Annotated in this window: 8 protein-coding genes; 6 read left to right on the forward strand and 2 right to left on the reverse strand. The window is 61.8% G+C overall.

What is annotated here, in order from left to right; all coding sequences use genetic code 11:
* Positions 1–204 precede the first annotated feature (204 nt).
* Together C8N42_RS07660 and C8N42_RS07665 are read right to left on the reverse strand one after the other, a co-directional pair.
* On the reverse strand, positions 205–3,606 hold the full coding sequence (locus C8N42_RS07660) for a UvrD-helicase domain-containing protein (RefSeq protein WP_211309156.1): 3,402 nt from the start codon (positions 3,604–3,606) through the stop codon (positions 205–207).
* Entirely contained in the window at positions 3,603–6,257 is a 2,655-nt protein-coding gene (locus C8N42_RS07665) for a PD-(D/E)XK nuclease family protein (protein ID WP_107815970.1), read from the reverse strand. Before C8N42_RS07665 ends, C8N42_RS07660 begins: the two co-directional genes overlap by 4 nt.
* 285 nt (positions 6,258–6,542) lie before the next feature.
* Between C8N42_RS07665 and C8N42_RS07670 the strand changes: the two genes are divergently transcribed.
* Genes C8N42_RS07670 through C8N42_RS07695 form a run of 6 tightly spaced genes read left to right on the forward strand, consistent with a single transcriptional unit; the run spans position 6,543 to position 17,387 of the window.
* A complete protein-coding gene (locus tag C8N42_RS07670) occupies positions 6,543–7,403 on the forward strand; it encodes a helix-turn-helix transcriptional regulator (protein WP_107815971.1) in 861 nt (286 codons plus the stop codon).
* Positions 7,387–10,659: a helicase-related protein gene (locus C8N42_RS07675; protein ID WP_107815972.1), complete on the forward strand. Its 3,273-nt coding sequence runs from the start codon at positions 7,387–7,389 to the stop codon at positions 10,657–10,659. Before C8N42_RS07670 ends, C8N42_RS07675 begins: the two co-directional genes overlap by 17 nt.
* Positions 10,656–11,411, forward strand: coding sequence for a DUF4391 domain-containing protein (locus tag C8N42_RS07680; protein ID WP_107815973.1), 756 nt, complete (start codon positions 10,656–10,658; stop codon positions 11,409–11,411). Before C8N42_RS07675 ends, C8N42_RS07680 begins: the two co-directional genes overlap by 4 nt.
* Positions 11,401–12,354 (forward strand): phospholipase D-like domain-containing protein, encoded by a 954-nt coding sequence (locus C8N42_RS07685; RefSeq protein ID WP_107815974.1) that lies wholly within the window; start codon positions 11,401–11,403, stop codon positions 12,352–12,354. The genes C8N42_RS07680 and C8N42_RS07685 overlap by 11 nt, the downstream gene beginning before the upstream one ends.
* 11 nt (positions 12,355–12,365) lie before the next feature.
* A complete protein-coding gene (locus C8N42_RS07690; RefSeq protein WP_107815975.1) occupies positions 12,366–14,279 on the forward strand; it encodes a site-specific DNA-methyltransferase in 1,914 nt (637 codons plus the stop codon).
* Positions 14,280–14,288: 9 nt separating this feature from the next.
* Positions 14,289–17,387 carry a type III restriction-modification system endonuclease gene (locus C8N42_RS07695; RefSeq protein WP_107815976.1) on the forward strand — a complete coding sequence of 1,033 codons (3,099 nt, stop codon included), beginning with the start codon at positions 14,289–14,291 and terminating at the stop codon, positions 17,385–17,387.
* Positions 17,388–17,389 lie beyond the last annotated feature (2 nt).

The following is a 17,389-nucleotide window of genomic DNA, read 5'->3' on the forward strand; positions in this document are numbered from 1 at the left end:
ACGATCCGGATTATGTACTGTGTCCAAAACGCCCCCCTTCTGGATATGCCCAAAACATCACCGCTATCAGGAATGAATTCTAAGCGGGAGTATTTGCGGTATTGAGATCGACATGCGAGTCGGTATGGGCGCGGCTCCGCATCTACTGAAAGCTGCGGTCCTCAGTCGTGGTGGGCGATTGGTCCCAGTAAGGTACGACATGGGTCAGGCGACCTCGTTCTCAGTCGGTATCATTGGCAGGACGGAAATGACGGCGCCAGAGGTCATCAGCACGATCAGTCCGCGCTCGGCACCGGTCATATCGAGATAGGCGCGGACCTGAGCCCGATAGTGGTCGAGCGTCTGAGCCTCGGGATTCACGTCGCTCTTCCAGTCGACGACCACGAACGGCCGGCCATCCTCGCCGACAGTCAGGGCGTCCGCGATCCCAGCCGTTGCCGTTTCCACGCCGTCGGTCGCCTGTGCAGAGTAGACGGGAAATTCGGCCAGAAGACCCGGCCGCAGGGCCGCAATGTCAGGTAGAGCGAGGGTCCGAGCCACACAGGCGGCCAGTTCCTGCGCCGACAGCCCCGTCGCGGGGTCGGCGACCGGAGACTGGCCGAGGGCGCGGATGAGGTGGCCAGCCCGTTCGGTCAGGGCGGCTTCCGCTTCCGGGACTTCGCCGGTCAGCACCTCTTCCATGAGTTTGTGGAGGATCAGCCCGCGCTCGCGGCCGCCCTGCACGAGGACGGCTGCTTCCAGCTCGGGGGGCTGATCGTCGGCCGATCCCGTCCAGAGCGCGGCTTCTTCTTCCCGCAGCACGGTCCCGGCGGCGTTTTCGTCACGGCTGGGCGCGAGCCAGGTCAACCGCGCCTGCGCGGCCGCGATGGCTTCGGCTTCGGCGGCGAAGCGCGCGCGCGTCTGGGTGTTGCCCGCGCCTGCACCTGCGGCCGCGAGATCGGCAGGCAGGTGAGAGACGTCTAGGCCGGGCAGGTCGGCGAGCGACAGATCGACGAGACCGATCCAGGCCGATTTCGACGGCGCGGCGTCGAGCCGGGGCAAGACGAGGAGTTCGCGGGCGCGGGTGGCCGCGACATACCAGAGCCGGATGCGTTCGCGGTCCAGCTCCTCCTTTTCCGCTTGGCGTGCGGTGTCATAGCCCTCGGGCGTGACACCCAGGACCGGGCAATAGAAGGTCTCGGTCTGTCGGTCGATGACGGCGCTGTCGGGCGCCATGACCCCGGTCATGGTGTTGATTGGAATGACGATCGGCCATTCCAGCCCCTTGGCCGCGTGCATGGTGAAGAGCGCGACCGCTTCCTCCTGCGCGTCGGGCCGTCCCTCGACGGCGCGGGCCTCGTCGGACCACGCCGCTGTCATCGCCTCGGCGAACGCGCGCAGGCCGCGCACGGCGTAGCCGGTCGACAGGCTGAGATAGAGATCAACATTGGCGAGCGCGCGTTCGGCCTGGCCGCGATGGCGCTCAAGAAGGAGTGGGCGGACGCGCATCACGTCCACGGCCTGCGAGAGCAGTGCGTGCGGTATCGTGCTGTTGCCGCGCCGGGAGAGCGATTGCAATCGCTCGATGACTTCGCGCGCGAGCGGGTGCGCGATAACGGCAGGGTCGACGCTGAGATCGAGACGCGGAATCCGATTTGGCTGTTCCTCCGAGCGCGGAAGCGCCCAGATGATGTCCAGCAGGTCTTCCTCGGTGAGGCCGACCAGAGGCCCGCGGAGCAGCGCGCCGAGCGCCAGCGTATCGCGGCGATCGGCGAGCACGCGGGTCAGCGCGATCAGGTCCTGGATTTCCTGGCGGCGGAACAGCCCCTTGCCGGCCTGGGTCGCCACAGGGATGCCGCGGCGCTCCAGGGCTTCCTCATAGCGCCACAACTCCGCGCCGGTCGGTGCCAGCAAGGCGATGTCGCCCGGCTGGCAGGGACGTTCCGCGCCGCTGCGACGGTCGATGATGGGATGGCTTTCGATCAGCCGGGCGCATAGCTCGGCGATGGCATCGGCTTCGGCGTCGCGCTGCTGCTCGGCGCTGGCCTTGCCGTTTTCATCGGCCACAGCGATGTCGAGGGCCGCCACGCCAAGGCCGCTCCGATCGTCATGGAACGGGTCGAGAGCGGTGAAGCCCGGCTGGCCATCGGCCGAGAGCACGGCCTCGAAGCGCTCGTTGACGAAGGTGAGGATCGAGGCGCAGGAGCGGAAGTTCGTGGAGATCGACAGGAGGCTGTCAGGGTCCTGGGCGCTGAAGGCGTCGCGCGCCTGCACATAGGCGCCGACATCGGCGCCCCGGAAGCGATAGATCGCCTGCTTGGGGTCGCCGACCAGGAAGAGCGCGCCTGGCCGGATTTGGAACCGGGTCCAGTCGGCATCGCCATCGACCGGCTCGCCGCACAACCGCCAGAAGATTTCGGTTTGCAGGGGATCGGTGTCCTGGAACTCGTCGACGAGGACATGGGCGAAACGCTGTCCCAGCGCACGGCGCACGGCATCATGGTCGCGCAGCAAGTCGCGCGCGGCGAAAATCAGATCGTCGAAATCGAGCTGAGCGCTGGCGCGCTTGTGCTCGCGATAGCGTTGCAGGATCGGGCGCGCTTCGTCGATCAGCGCCGCCAGGGCATGGCCGGAGGCGGCCTGCGTCAACCCAACCCAGGCGTCGCAGCAGGTGGTATAGTGGGTCTCGGCGGCGTCGTTCAGCCGGTCGCCGTCAGCCTTGGAGAGACCGGCCTGCTTGGCCGCGGCGGCCCATTTGCCCTTCTTGCGATAGGAGGCGAAGGCGCCGGCCTTGGTGCAAAGGTCCGGGTGGGGCCGCGAGGTCAGGAGCCGAACGAGGCCCGCAGGCGTCGCGGGATCGGGACCGTTCGCCACGGCGGTCGCCATTTCGGCGAGCCGCTCGACGATCGTCACCGTTTCTGGCTCGGCCGCTGCCACACCGTCCATGAAGCCTGCGAAATCCGCGGCGGCCTGCCGGAACGCCGTCAGGTGTCCGCCAAGCGGGGAGACGGACGGGGCCGCGAGCGTGGGGCGGCGACGCAGATTCTCGGCGATCTTATGGATGAGCGCCACGGTCTCGCCGGGGCTGTGCAGAACCATCTCGGCCAGGATGCCGCCCTGGCCGCCGGATAAGCGTTCGCGCAGCCAGCCATCAACAATCTCGAGGAAGGTGAGATCGGCCTGGTTGCGATCCATGACGCCGGCGCCGGGATCAATGTCGGCCTCTGCCGGATAGGGCTTAATGAGGCCCTGGCAGAAGCCGTGGATGGTCGAGCAGTTGATCTCGTCGATCGCGGCGCTCGCGGCGGCGAGATTGTCGCGATGGGCCTGGGTCAGCCCATCGGGCAGCGCCACGCGCAGTTCGGTCGCGATCGTGCCGGTCGAGAGGTCGGCGACGAACTCGCGGACACGCGACAGCAGTTCGCTCGCGGCGAGTTCGGTGAAAGTGACGGCGGCGATGGAGCGCGGCGCTACGCCTTCGGCCAGCATGGCGGCGATGCGGCCAGCCATGACGGCGGTCTTGCCTGAGCCCGCGCCGGCCTCGACCAGGATCGAGCGATCATGGAGGCTGATCGCATCGCGGCGCGCGCCGTCGTCCTTCAGTACCTTGGACACGCTGCTCATCATTCCGCCTCCCAGACCTGAGCGACTTCGCCAAGCCGCTCCGTGGCGGCCGGCATTTTGCGTTTGCAATAGGTGGCGCTTGCGTTGGCCGGCAGGGCGAAGGCGAGGTCGTCATAGTCGCCGCCGGTATCCGGGCCAGGCAGGGCCGCGCCTCCGGCGAGACTCGACCGTGCCGCGCGCAGATAGCCGGTGATCTCTTCCAGCACGGCCTCGGGATCGTCGAGCTGAAGATCGACGGGCTCGCGCGGGTAGAGCAGCGAGGCGCTGATGGCGACGTCGTCGCCGAGGAGCGCCTTCACCGCGAAAGCATAGAGGCAGCGTTGAAGTTCGCGTCCGCCGTTCAGCCGGATCTCACCGCGCGGCGGGCGGCCGGTCTTGTAGTCTCGTACCAACGCGCGCTTGCCGTCGCCCGAGATGTCGAGTCGGTCAATATAGCCGGCGATGTTGAAGCCCGTGTCAGGGATCGTGACCGGCGTGGTCGTATCCCAGGGCGTTTCCGCGGCGGATTTCGGTTCCGAGCCGCCGAAGGGCACCTCACCGTAGGAGCGTGCGCCCGGCAGGACATCATCGCCATAAGACAGGGCGCGGCCCGCCATCACGCGAGCGTCGTCGACGGTGCGCCCCCAGATGACGGCCGGCGGAACCGGACGCTCGCTCTCCCAGTCGGCGGCGACGGCCTGCGCGGCCTGCGCCACCGCCGCGTCAATGGTTCCCGCGTCGGCCGAGGCAAGGCCGCCCCCGGTTTCGAGGTCGCGCAAGGCGCGATCGAGAACCATGTGGACGAGATCGCCGATCCCGAGCGCATCGAGCACGAGCGGTTCGGCGCTGCTCTGCGGTTCGCGCCATCCGAAGGCATAGACCCACACGAAGCTGAGTGGATTGCGCAGCAGGCGGCGCAGCGAGCTGGCCGACTGGGTGCGGCCGAGGATGGCGAGAACGAGCGGATGATCCGCCCGTACGAGCCCGTCATGGGGAGTAATCTCGGCCTGCCGCCAGTCGCGCCAGCAGCCCTGCGCACCGACCGCTTGCGGATCGGCTGCGAACTCTCGGGGCCGGGCCATGAGGCGGTCTGTTTCACTGAAAGCGTGCGCCGGAATCGCGTTGCGGCGCAGATAGATTTCGTCGCCACGCCCGGCGAGCAGAGGGCTGCGACCCAGCAGACGCCCGTCGCTGTCGCGCCGGGCGCGCGAAAGAACGACGGTCTCGGCCGTCGTGGCGAGGATCGTCTCGAAGTCGCGGCGGTCGGCGAGGTTGACCGGCAGCGGGTCGAGCACCGGGGTCGGGATGATATGGTCCGGGATCAGCCGGTCTTCGGCAATCCCGCGCGGCCAGCGCGAGGAATTAAGCCCGAGGAGCCGCACGAAGCGGCGGGGCGACGCTGCGAGCGCGCTGGCGGACATCCAGGCGACGCAGACGCACGCTTCCAGTCCGTCGTCCTGCTTCAGGGTTTCCAGCGTGGCGTCGATCGAGGCGGCGGGGCCGGCGAGCAGAGCCTTGCGCCAGATCGCCAGCGCGCGGCCCTTGAGGAAGGCTTCTCCGATCTCGCTGGCGGCCTCCGATCCTTTCACAAGGGTCTCGACCGCCCTGCGCAGCGCGGGAACATGGTCGGCGCCGTCGGGCCAGTCTTCCGGCGTCAGCCGGGCCAGCAGGCGGTTCCAGGCACCCGGAGTCGAGAGCGGCGCATCGGTCGGCAGCACCCGCAGCCAGCCTTCGGGCAAGGTCTCGAAAGGCCCGCTGTCCCGGCAGAGCGCCGCAAGGCGGCGCAGCCGAGACTGCGACAGGCCGCGAACCACGATGTCGGCCAGCGCCGCAGCCGCCTGGCCCTCGCGGGTGGCGACGGTGCGGACGCCGTGGACGAAGTGCAGGTCGATGTTGGCGTCGGCGCGCAGGGCCAGGAAATGATCGTCATAGTCGGCGGGCGAGGCGGTCGCGATGGCGATCTCCGAGGACGAGACGCCAGTTGCGAGCAGGCTGCGCACCCAGCGCATCGCCTCGATGGCCTCGTGATAGGCGGTCGCGGCGCTGACAGCGCTGATCCCTGGCGTTTGCGCCGGTGCGCGCGTGATCGTGACGCCCGTGCCGTCCAGCCATGCGGGAACGCTCCTCGGTCCGGCCGTCCACTGCACCGGGATATGGACGGTGAGGGCCTGGAGCAGCGACCGCCAGCAGGGCGAGAGTTCGGTAAGGCCGACGATTTCCACGGGGCCGAGGACCGCCGGCGCATGAGCAACGCGGGCGGTCGCGGCGGTGACAATGTCGAGAGGCCGCATCATGCCGGGCGGAAGCTGGTCGAGGACGGCCGCTTCCAGGCGTGCGATAGCGTCGAGGCGCGAATGATCCGCCGCGCGTGCGGCAAGATCGATGCCCGCGCGCCAGGCTTTGTGGAGCGTGTCGGCTGCCGCGTCGATCATGCCGGGAAGAGCCTTAATGCTCTCCAGCTCGCCCATCGGCGTGGCAGGCAAGGCCGCCTGGATGGCAGCGCGCAGGCTCTCGTCATCGATAGGGCGGGCGAAGCCGCCCGCCAGCCGGATGGCGGCCTGCTCAAACGACATGATCTGGAGGCCGTGACGACCGTCACGACCCGCCGCCAGGCGGCTCTCCCGCATGGCGAGGCGACCGTGAACGACCAGGGTGGATCGATGCGCGATGGTCATGGCCGTACTCCTTCCGGGCGCCGTCTATTGAAGGGACGTTGGATCAACACCGCCTTAGCCGCCACCTTCGGCGGCCGCGCCGTTGTTACTGGGATTGCGCAACACCTTTGGGACGGTGCTGGCCGCCTGCGTACTGGTTACAGCACCTTTCGAACCGCGTTTCGGCATGTCCCGCCCCCCCGGATTGCCATTGACGAGCACCCAATATGGGAATAATAATTACATGGGTAGCTTCGATATGTCCATATAGTTTTTATGCTCACCGGCGCTTAGAGGTAGAAGACGATGCGGAACGTCGAGACGGCGCTGAAATGGGGAGTCGAACGCCGACTCGAATTTATCGAGTTCCGTCTCTACTGGGAGGGCGGCGTAAATCGGTCAGATATCGTCGAAGCTTTCGACGTGTCTGTGCCCCAGGCATCGAAGGATTTGACGCTGTATCAAGAGCGGGCTCCACACAATGCTGTCTATGACAAGAGCGCGAAACGCTATGTCGCTAGTAGCGAGTTTCAGCCCTGCTTTCTGAAGCCAGATGCCGGACAATACCTCAATCAGCTCAGATCCGTAGCCGAAGGCATCTTGGCGTCATCTGAATCCTGGATTGCTCGTTCGCCCCCCTATGCCGGACCGCCTGTGCCGGCCCGCGGCGTCAAAAACGACACGTTGCGGACGGTGCTTGAGGCGATCCGGCATAACGAGGCGGTAGAGATCAAGTATCAATCGCTCTCCAGCGACGATCCTCGTTGGCGATGGATCGCGCCGCACGCGATCGGCTTTGATGGATATCGCTGGCACGTTCGCGCCTTCTGCGACGTCGACAAGACTTTCAAGGACTTCCTGCTGTCCCGGGTCTTGGAGATCAAATCGTTTCGACCAAGCGAGGTGTCGCCCGAAGATGACGCCGACTGGAACGAGTTCATCACGCTGGAAATAGGACCGCACCCTGATCTCTCCGAGAGCCAGAAGAGGATAATCGGTCTGGATTACGGGATGCGCGGCGGACGTGCGCGGCTCCGGGTTCGGAAAGCGCTGCGGTACTATGCTCTGAGGCGATTGGGGCTCGACACACCGCCAGAAGCTCGTCGCCCGCAAGATCAGCAAATCGTGCTCTTGAATGAGGGGGTTGCCGATGAAGATCATCGATAACACCTCGCAACTGTTCGGCGATGATCTGAAAGCGGCGGTGAGGCGTGGCGCTCGGTTGAAGATTGCTGCGTCGTGCTTTTCGATCTATGCCTTCGAGGCGCTGAAAGCCGAGCTTTCCAAGGTCGAAAGCCTTCAGTTCATTTTCACCGCCCCGACGTTCGTGCCAACGGAGGTCACGGATCGCCTGCGCAAGGAACGACGAGAGTTCTTCATCCCGAAGGCTCAGCGGGAGAGCGGTCTCTATGGAACGGAGTTTGAAATCCAGCTCCGCAACAAGCTGACGCAAAGGGCCGTCGCGCGCGAATGTGCCGACTGGATACGCAAGAAGGCCAGGTTCCGGTCGAACACAACGAAAGCCCCGATGCAGCAGTTCATGCATGTGGCGGGCGATGACGGCGGGATCGCCTACATGCCGATCAGCGGCTTTACGGCCGTCGATCTCGGCTACCAGAAAGGTGATGCCGTCTCGAATTTCGTGACGCGGTTCGACGACCCGAATCACACGCAGATGTACCTTCAACTGTTCGACCAAATCTGGTCAGACCCGGAGAAACTCAATGATGTGACGGCCGCGATCTGCGGCCACATCGAGTCGGTCTACCAGGAGAACTCGCCCGAGCGCATCTATTTCATAATGCTCTACAACATCTTCCACGACTTTCTGGACGAGATCGATGAAGACGTCCTGCCGAACGACCTGACCGGCTATCAGGACAGCGTGGTCTGGAACAAGCTCTTCAACTACCAGAAGGACGCCGCGACCGGCATCATCAACAAGCTCGAAACCTACAACGGGTGCATCCTCGCCGACTCTGTCGGCCTCGGAAAGACGTTCACCGCTCTGGCGGTGGTCAAGTACTACGAGCTGCGGAACCGGTCCGTTCTCGTGCTCTGCCCCAAGAAGCTCGCGGACAACTGGCGGAACTACAACACCAACCTGACCACCAACATATTCGCCAAAGACCGGTTCAACTACGACGTCCTCTGCCACACCGATCTGTCTCGGACGTCAGGCGAATCCTTCGGCATCCCGCTCAATCGGGTGAACTGGGGCAACTACGACCTCGTCGTGATCGACGAGTCCCACAATTTCCGCAACAACGACGTCTACAAAGACCGCGAGACGCGCTACCAGAAGCTCATGAACAAGGTCATCCGCGCCGGCGTGAAGACCAAGGTTCTGATGCTCTCAGCAACCCCGGTGAACAACCGGTTCACGGATCTGCGCAACCAGCTCGCGCTCGCCTATGAGGGGCAGTCCGAGGCGCTCAGCAAGAATCTGAAGGCCCAGACCAGTGTCGAAGAGATTTTCCGACGAGCCCAGAAGGCTTTCAATGAGTGGTCTTCCCTGCCGCCGGACGAGAGGACGGCCGCTTCGATCCTAAGGGCGCTCGATTTCGACTTCTTTGAGCTTCTCGATGCCGTGACCATCGCCCGGTCACGCAAGCACATCGAGACCTTTTACGACACCAAGGACATCGGGAAGTTCCCCCAAAGGCGCAAGCCGCTCTCTTATCATCGCCCGATCACCGAGCGGTCCGACGTCATGGGGTTCAACGACATCTTCACTCAGCTTTCGGTGCTAAAGCTCGCGGTCTACGCCCCGATCAGCTACATCCTGCCCAGCCGTCTGCGGAAGTATGAGGAGATCTACGACACGCAGGTCGAGGGCGGACGCGGCAAGCTCAGACAGGCCGATCGTGAGCGCAGCCTCCAGGCGCTCATGACAACCAACCTGCTGAAACGCCTGGAGAGCTCTGTCGCCGCGTTCCGCCTCACGCTTCGGTCTCTCGGCGCCAACATCTCGCGCACGCTCGATGCGATCGACGAATTCGAGAAAACCGGACGCGGCGACAGCGTCAGTGACTACCTTGCAGACGTGAGCGACTTCGACCCGGAGGACGATGACCTCTCCGGCCTCGACGAGTTCACGGTCGGGAAGAAGGTCCAGATCAGCCTCGCCGACATGGACCTGCCATCCTGGAAGCACGACCTCGCAGCGGACCTCGTCCTCATCGAAGACCTCATCGCCTCGATGGACAAGGTAAAGCCGACTGACGACGCCAAGCTTCAGCATCTGCTTGCCATGGTCAGGCAGAAGGTCGACGAGCCTCTGAACACCGGAAACCGCAAGGTGCTGGTCTTCACCGCCTTCGCAGACACCGCCAACTACCTCTTCGACAACCTGGCGCCCTTCGCACAGCAGCTCGGGCTGCATGTCGCCAAGGTCACCGGGTCGGACGCGCCCAAGACTACGCTCAAGAAGTCCTACGACTTCCAGAGCGTCCTGACCCTGTTCTCTCCGCGGTCGAAGGAAAAGGCCATCGTCCTGCCGAACGAGCCCGGCGAACTGGACATCCTCATCGGCACCGACTGCATCTCGGAAGGCCAGAACCTTCAGGACTGCGACTTCCTGATCAACTACGACATCCACTGGAACCCTGTCCGCATTATTCAGCGGTTCGGCCGGATAGACCGGATCGGATCGCAGAATGCCCAGATCCAGCTGGTCAACTACTGGCCGGACATCACCCTCGACGAATACATCAACCTCAAGGAGCGCGTCGAAAATCGGATGGTGATCGCCGACGTGACAGCGACCGGCGACGACAACGTGCTGACCGCCAAATCCAGCGACATCGCTTACCGCAAGGAACAGCTCAAGCGCCTCCAGGACGAGGTGATCGAGCTGGAGGACGTAAAGGCCGGCATCTCCATCACCGACCTTGGCCTCAACGACTTCCGGATGGACCTGCTCAATTACGTCAAGGAGCATGGCGAGCTCGACAACGTGCCCTTCGGTATGCACGCCGTGGTCCCCGCGCAACCGGAGCTGGGCTTGCAGCCCGGGGTCATCTTCGCGCTGAAGAACATCCATGACAGCGTGAACGTCAACCAGCAGAACCGGCTGCACCCGTTCTACTTGGTCTACATCGACGACGACGGCCGGATCGTCGCCGACCACACCGAGGTCAAGCGCCTGCTCGACTTGATCCGATCCAGCTGCAAGGCGCGGATCGAGCCGATCCACGACGTTTGCCGCATCTTCAACGAGCGCACCGAGGACGGGCGCAAGATGGGCCGCTATTCCGACCTGCTCTCAAGCGCGATCCGATCGATGATCGAGGTGAAGGAAGAGAAGGATATCGACAGCCTGTTCAGCGGCGGCCGAACCACGGCGCTGACCCATACCATCAAGGGGCTGGACGATTTCGAGCTGATCGCCTTCCTGGCCATCGAAGGGGGCGCGTCATGACCCTCTACGATTGGCCCCGCGCCGCAGCCTTCGGGCGCGTGATCCCCAAGAACAAGATCTACAAGCACGCCGGGGCGAACACGGGCCTCAAGGACCTCTTCGTGCGCGAGGTGGACCAGATCGTCTGGTCGCACAAGCTGGCGCCCGAGACGGTCAATCTGGCGGCCACTCGCCAAGTGGCCGAGATACAGGTCTTCCGCATCGCCGCACGCACCGCGACGCTGGACGCGGCTGTGCTGCGCGCCGTCGACAAGGCCATCCCCTTTCCGCTGATCTTCGAGGTGGCCCATGGCGGCCGCGTCAGGTTGGCCGCGGCCTACAAGCGGCCTAGCGAGGCCGACAGCGCCCGCTGGGTGGTGGGTGACTATTTCCAGGGGGAATGGCTGCCGGAAGACCTGCCGCGCACCCCATTGCCGGTGGCGCTGAACATGGGCGCGCTGTACGAGCGGCTGCTCGAGCCGCTGGTGGCGGGTCAGACGGCCCGGTTGGTCCCGGGCATGGGCGAGGCCCAGCAGACACCCTTCACCCCTGCCGAGGCGGAGCACCCCGTGTCGCTGGCGGAGCGCATCGCGCAGGCCGAGGCGATCAAGGCGCAGGCGCGTGAGGTCGAGCGGATCAAGGCGCGACTAGGGCGTGAGAAGCAATTCAACAAGCGTGTGGCGATAAATGCCGAGCTTCGCGCGGCAGTGAGCCACCTGCAAAAACTTCAGGCTTCCGGCGATATCCAGATAGGTCAAAATCATGGAGATTGATACGATATATTCCTATCCCGATCTCGACGTATTGAACGAGATCGTTTCCGGCCCGCAAATAGAAGTGGCTTCGCCGTTCTATTCATCAGCCTCACTTAAGTTGGTTACCAAGGGCGGTGTAAAACGAATGGCGCTAATCACGCGCCTGCCAACTCAGTACATAATGCCCTCAGCATTCATTGAAAACGATCCGAAGCCATTGTCGGCCCTCTTCAGCATAATGAATGATCGACTCAGAGTGTATGCGTTACCATCTCTTCATGCCAAGCTATACTTGCAGGATAGTCTTGCATGGGTTGGAAGCGCCAACATGACCTTAAACGGGTTTTCCGGAAAGCCTGAGATTATCATTCGATTTAAGGACCGAGAGAAGTATTGGAGAGGCATATTTTCTGATTATCGTAACCTCGCCAATCCGGTCAACAAGGCCAATCTGGAGAAACTCCAAAGATGGATTGACCTTGGACTCACAAAAGTGAGGAGCCAGGAGAATACCGCCGAAAGGCCTTCAGGGGAGACCGCTTACGCACCACTCACTTTTGAAGATTTCGTTGAGTGGTTGGCCGAACCAAGTCAGCCACACCCATCAATCCGAAAGCACATACTCGACCGAGTGAAGGGAAAAAACTTCATGAGCGGTCACGTACCGCCAGCATTTCATGGGGCAATGGCGTTTCTACGTCTGAAAAGCGAGTACCGAAGTCGCTTAGTAAAGACCAACGATACGTCTATCCCCTCGGACATTATTTCTGACTTCGCGTCCTTTGTTGAAAAACATGGAGACGAATATCGAGGGCCACAAGGCGGGTATTGGCGAAGTTATCTCTCAACAAGGCTTGGAGGCGCGCAGCGCAGTGGAGGTGCGGGAGACACCGTTGCGAAGAAATGTCTCGTACTGATTCCCGCTTATGTCAACGCGCGACGACAGCCACAATTCGGATAAGGACAGAACGCATGGAAAAACTGAAGATGCGAACGCGGAGCCTGAGTCAAGAGCAGATCAAGGCGATCAAAGATGTATTCCCGTCCTGCGTTCGAGAAGCATACTTCGAAGCAACAGGGGAGAAGCGGCTACTTGTTGACTTTGACGAGCTCAGACAAGAGCTGAGCGACCAGATAGTAGATGGCCCCCAAGAACGATTTCGACTGGATTGGCCTGGAAAGCGCGAAGCGCTTGCGATGGCCAACATGCCGATCGAAAAGACCCTACTTCCTTGCAGGGAGGAGAGCGTCAATTTTGAGGCGACGCAGAACCTCTTTTTGGAGGGGGACAATTTCGAGGCACTCAAAATCATCGAGGAGACATTCCTGGGATCGGTCAGGATGATTTACATTGATCCTCCATATAATACGGGAAGGAACCTAATATATAGGAACGATTATAGTGAGAAATCTGCTGATTTTCTTGAAAGGTCCGGACAAATCTCCGGTGAAGGCGGGCGACTAGTTGCCAATCCAGAGACAAGTGGGCGCTTTCATTCCGATTGGCTGTCGATGATGTATCAGCGCTTGAAGGTTGCAAAAAACATCTTGGCAAAGGATGGGGTTCTCGTTTGCGCAATAGATGAGAATGAGTTTGGAACTTTGTCTGTACTGATGAAAGAAGTATTCAGCGGTGCGGCGTGGGAGCACGCTTACGTAAGCGTTATCCACAACCCGCGAGGCCAGCAGGGAACAAACTTCTCTTACATCAACGAGTACCTGATCTTCGTCTATCCGAGCGGCACAAAATCCATAGGCGATCGTAAAATCCGTGAGGAGGACGTGAACTGGTCTCAGTTTAGAAATTGGGGTGGAGAGTCGGAGCGTACCGATGCAAAGAACTGCTTTTACCCCGTTCTGGTCCAAGATGAGAAAATTATAGGATTTGGAGACGTCTGCCCCGATGACTTCCACCCCGAGCAGACCGAGTGGAGGGATGGCGTCGCGTACGTCTATCCAATCGACAACTCTGGCACCGAGAGGAAGTGGCGTTACGCCCGCCAGAGCGTAGAAGAGATCGCCAGCATGCTAAGGGCGAAGCGCTCTGGAGACGGGTATCAGATTGAAATTGGAAAGACATTTGGTCTTTACAGGAGCGTTTGGACCGATAAACGCTATGATTCGAATGAATACGGTACTAAGTTGGTGAATAGTCTTGTTGAAGGATCAGGATTTACGTTCCCGAAGAGTCTTTGGGCTGTGTATGATCCGATTGAAGCAGTGACCGGGAACCACAAAGACGCGATCATATTAGACTTCTTTGCTGGGTCTGCGACAACTGCACACGCTGTCATGCAGCTCAATGCCAATGATGGCGGAAACCGGCGTTTCATCATGGTGCAAGTGCCGGAAGCAATCGACTCCTCGCTTCCACCTTACAAGCGTGGCTTCACGACCATCGCAGAAATTTCGAAAGAACGCATCCGCCGCGCAGGTGGAAAACTCTTGGAGGGCGAATGTCACCCCGACTGGAACCGCGATGTCGGCTTCCGGGTGCTCAAGGTGGACACATCGAACATGAAGGACGTCTACTACCGTCCCGACGAGCTAAAGCAGTCCGACCTGCTCGACATGGTCGACAACGTGAAGGACGGCCGCACGGCCGAGGACCTGCTGTTCCAGGTGCTGCTCGATTGGGGCGTGGACCTGACGCTGCCCATCCGCCGCGAGATGGTGCAGGGCAAGACCGTGTTCTTCGTCGACGACAACGCCCTTGTCGCCTGCTTCGACCGCGGCATCACCGAGGATCTGGTGAAGGAGCTGGCCGGCCACGAGCCCCTGCGCGTCGTCTTCCGCGACAACGGCTTCGTCTCTGACGCCGTGAAGATCAACGTCGAACAGATCTTCCGCCAGCTCTCACCCACCACCGACGTCAAGTCGATCTGAGGGGGCCCGATGAAGCTCAAGTTCAAGGTCCAGCCCTATCAGACCAATGCCGTAAACGATGTGGTCGACTGCTTCGCCGGCCAGCCCATGACCTCTGGCCTGACCTACCGCATCGACCCCGGCCGCAAGGCGCAGACCAGCGCCTTCGAGGAAGGCTTCAAGAACGCCGACCTCGCCCTGAGCGACGTGCAGATCCTGGAGAACATCCAGAAGGTCCAGCGGCGCCAGAACCTGCCCGTCTCGCAGTCGCTGACAGACTTCACGACCTTCAACGCCCGGGGCGAGCGCGTGCCCGTCTCGGCCACCTACAGGCGCGACGCACTAGCCGCGACCCGCGTTCACCTCGACGTCGAGATGGAGACCGGCACGGGCAAGACCTACTGCTACATCAAGACCATCTTCGAGATGAACAAGCGGTACGGCTGGTCGAAGTTCATCATCATGGTGCCGTCGATCGCCATTCGCGAAGGAGTATACAAGTCACTGCAGATCACGGCTGACCACTTCACCGAAAGCTACGGCAAGAAGGCGCGGTTCTTCATCTACAATTCCAAGCGCCTGCACGAGTTGGAGAGCTTTTCGTCCGACGCCGGGATCAACGTGATGGTGATCAATATCCAGGCGTTCAATGCGAGCGGCAAGGACAACCGGCGCATCTACGAGGAGCTGGACGATTTCCAGTCGCGCAAGCCCATCGACGTGATCGCCTCTAACCGGCCGATCCTGATCCTGGACGAGCCGCAGAAGATGGAAGGCGCAGCGACGATGGAGGCGCTGCCGAAATTCAAGCCGCTGTTCATCCTGCGCTATTCGGCGACCCACCGGACCCAGCACAACCGCGTTCATAGGCTGGACGCGCTGGACGCCTACAACCAGAAGCTGGTCAAGAAGATCGCGGTGCGCGGCATTCAGACCCGCGGGCTGGCCGGCACCAACGCCTATCTCTACCTCGAAGGCATCGACATCTCGAAGAAGGCCCCCGTGGCGCGGATCGAAATGGAGGTGAAGCTGAAGTCGGGCGAGATCAAGCGCCAACTTCGGCGGCTCGAGTTCCGCGACGACCTGTTCGTGGAGTCGGGCGAGCTGGACCAGTATCGCGGCTTCACGATCAGCCAGATCGACGCCATCAACGACACGGTTGAATTCACCAACGGGGAAGTGCTGAGGGCTGGTGAGGCGAACGGCGACGTCTCTGAACGCGACATCCGCCGCATCCAGATCCGCGAGACGATCAAGGCGCATCTGGACAAGGAAAATCAGCTGTTCGCACAAGGCATCAAAGTCCTGTCGCTCTTCTTCATCGACGAGGTGGTGAAGTACCGGGACTACGATCAGGCTGACGAGAAAGGCGAATATGCCCGGGTCTTCGAGGAAGAGTACGAGTTGCTGAAGGCCGAGTACCTTTCGGAGCTCGCAATCGACAACGAGGCGTACCGGAAATATCTCGCCAGCATCGATCCCGGCAAGACGCACAACGGCTATTTCTCGATCGACAAGAAGACGAACCGCCTCAAAGACCCTGCCGTTGGCGCCCGCTCGGTCGATTCCGACGACGTGGACGCCTACGACCTGATTCTGAAGGACAAGGAGCGCCTGCTCTCCTTCGCCGAACCCACACGGTTCATCTTTTCACACTCGGCGCTGCGCGAGGGGTGGGACAACCCGAACGTCTTCGTCATGTGCATGCTGAAGCACAGCGACAACACCATTTCCCGCCGCCAGGAAGTGGGGCGCGGCTTGCGGCTGAGCGTGGATCAGCACGGCGACAGGATGGACCACCCGGCGGTGGTGCACGACATCAACGTGCTGACTGTGGTGGCGAGCGAGAGCTACAAGGACTTCGTGGCCGGTCTGCAGAAGGAAATCGCGGAGACCCTCTCGTCGCGCCCGCGGCAGGCAACCGAGGAGTACTTCACGGGCAAGACACTCGCGACCGAGCATGGCCCGGTTGAGGTGACTGCCGCCATGGCCAAGCAGATCTACCGCTATCTGGTGAAGAACGACTACACCGACGATTCGGACCAGATCGCTGACGCCTACCACGAAGCCAAGGCGGCTGGGAAACTGGCCGACTTGCCCGATGAGCTCAAGCCCCACGCAGAGCAGGTGTTCCAGCTCATCGACAGCGTCTTCAGCGACGCGCAATTGCCCAAGGTCGATGACGGCCGCAAGCCCAAGACCAATCCCCTGAATGCGAACTTCGAGAAGAAGGAGTTCCAGGAGCTTTGGGCGCGGATCAACCGCAAGGCAGTCTATCGGGTTGAATTCGACTCGGCGGAGCTGATCCGCAAGTGCGTCAGTGCGCTGGACAGCCAGCTGCGGGTCACGCCCCTGCAGTACACCGTTAGCGTCGGCGTGCAGAACGACGGTTTGACCGACAACCAGCTTCGCAGCGGTGATGGCTTTACAGTCACCAGCACCACGACCGAGCACGGAGACTCGATCCACTCTCTCGTAAAGTACGACCTCATTGGCAAGGTGGCCGAAAACTCACAGTTGACGCGAGACACGGCGGCGACCATCCTCGGCCAGATCGAGCCGGTGGTTTTCGAACAGTTCACGAAGAACCCCGAACACTTCATCTCCGAGGCCTCGCGCATCATCACCGAGCAGAAGGCGGCTATGGTGATCGAGCGTCTGTCGTATGACGGCCTGTCCGAGTGCTACGACGTCGACATTTTCACCGCCAACCAGACCGGGCAGGACTTCTCCAAGGCGAGCGCGAAGCTGAAAAACCACGTGTACGATTATGTCGTCACGGACTCGGAGATCGAGCGGCGCTTCGCCGATCAACTCGATGCAAGCACCGAAGTCGTGGTCTATGCGAAGCTGCCTCGCGGGTTCCTGATCCCCACGCCCGTCGGCGACTATAACCCTGACTGGGCGATTTCCTTCAAGGAAGGAAGCGTCAAGCACATCTATTTCGTCGCCGAGACCAAGGGCAGCATGTCGTCCATGAAACTGCGAGAGATCGAAAACACCAAGATCGCGTGTGCCCGGAAATTCTTCGACGAGATCGGCCGTCGGGTCACGGAAGACCGGGTCAAATACGACGTTGTCACCAGCTACGAGAAGTTAATGGATATTGTCGGGCGCACGGGAGCCTGAGA

The sequence above is a fragment of the Celeribacter persicus genome (assembly GCF_003050785.1).
Classification (GTDB): domain Bacteria; phylum Pseudomonadota; class Alphaproteobacteria; order Rhodobacterales; family Rhodobacteraceae; genus Celeribacter; species Celeribacter persicus.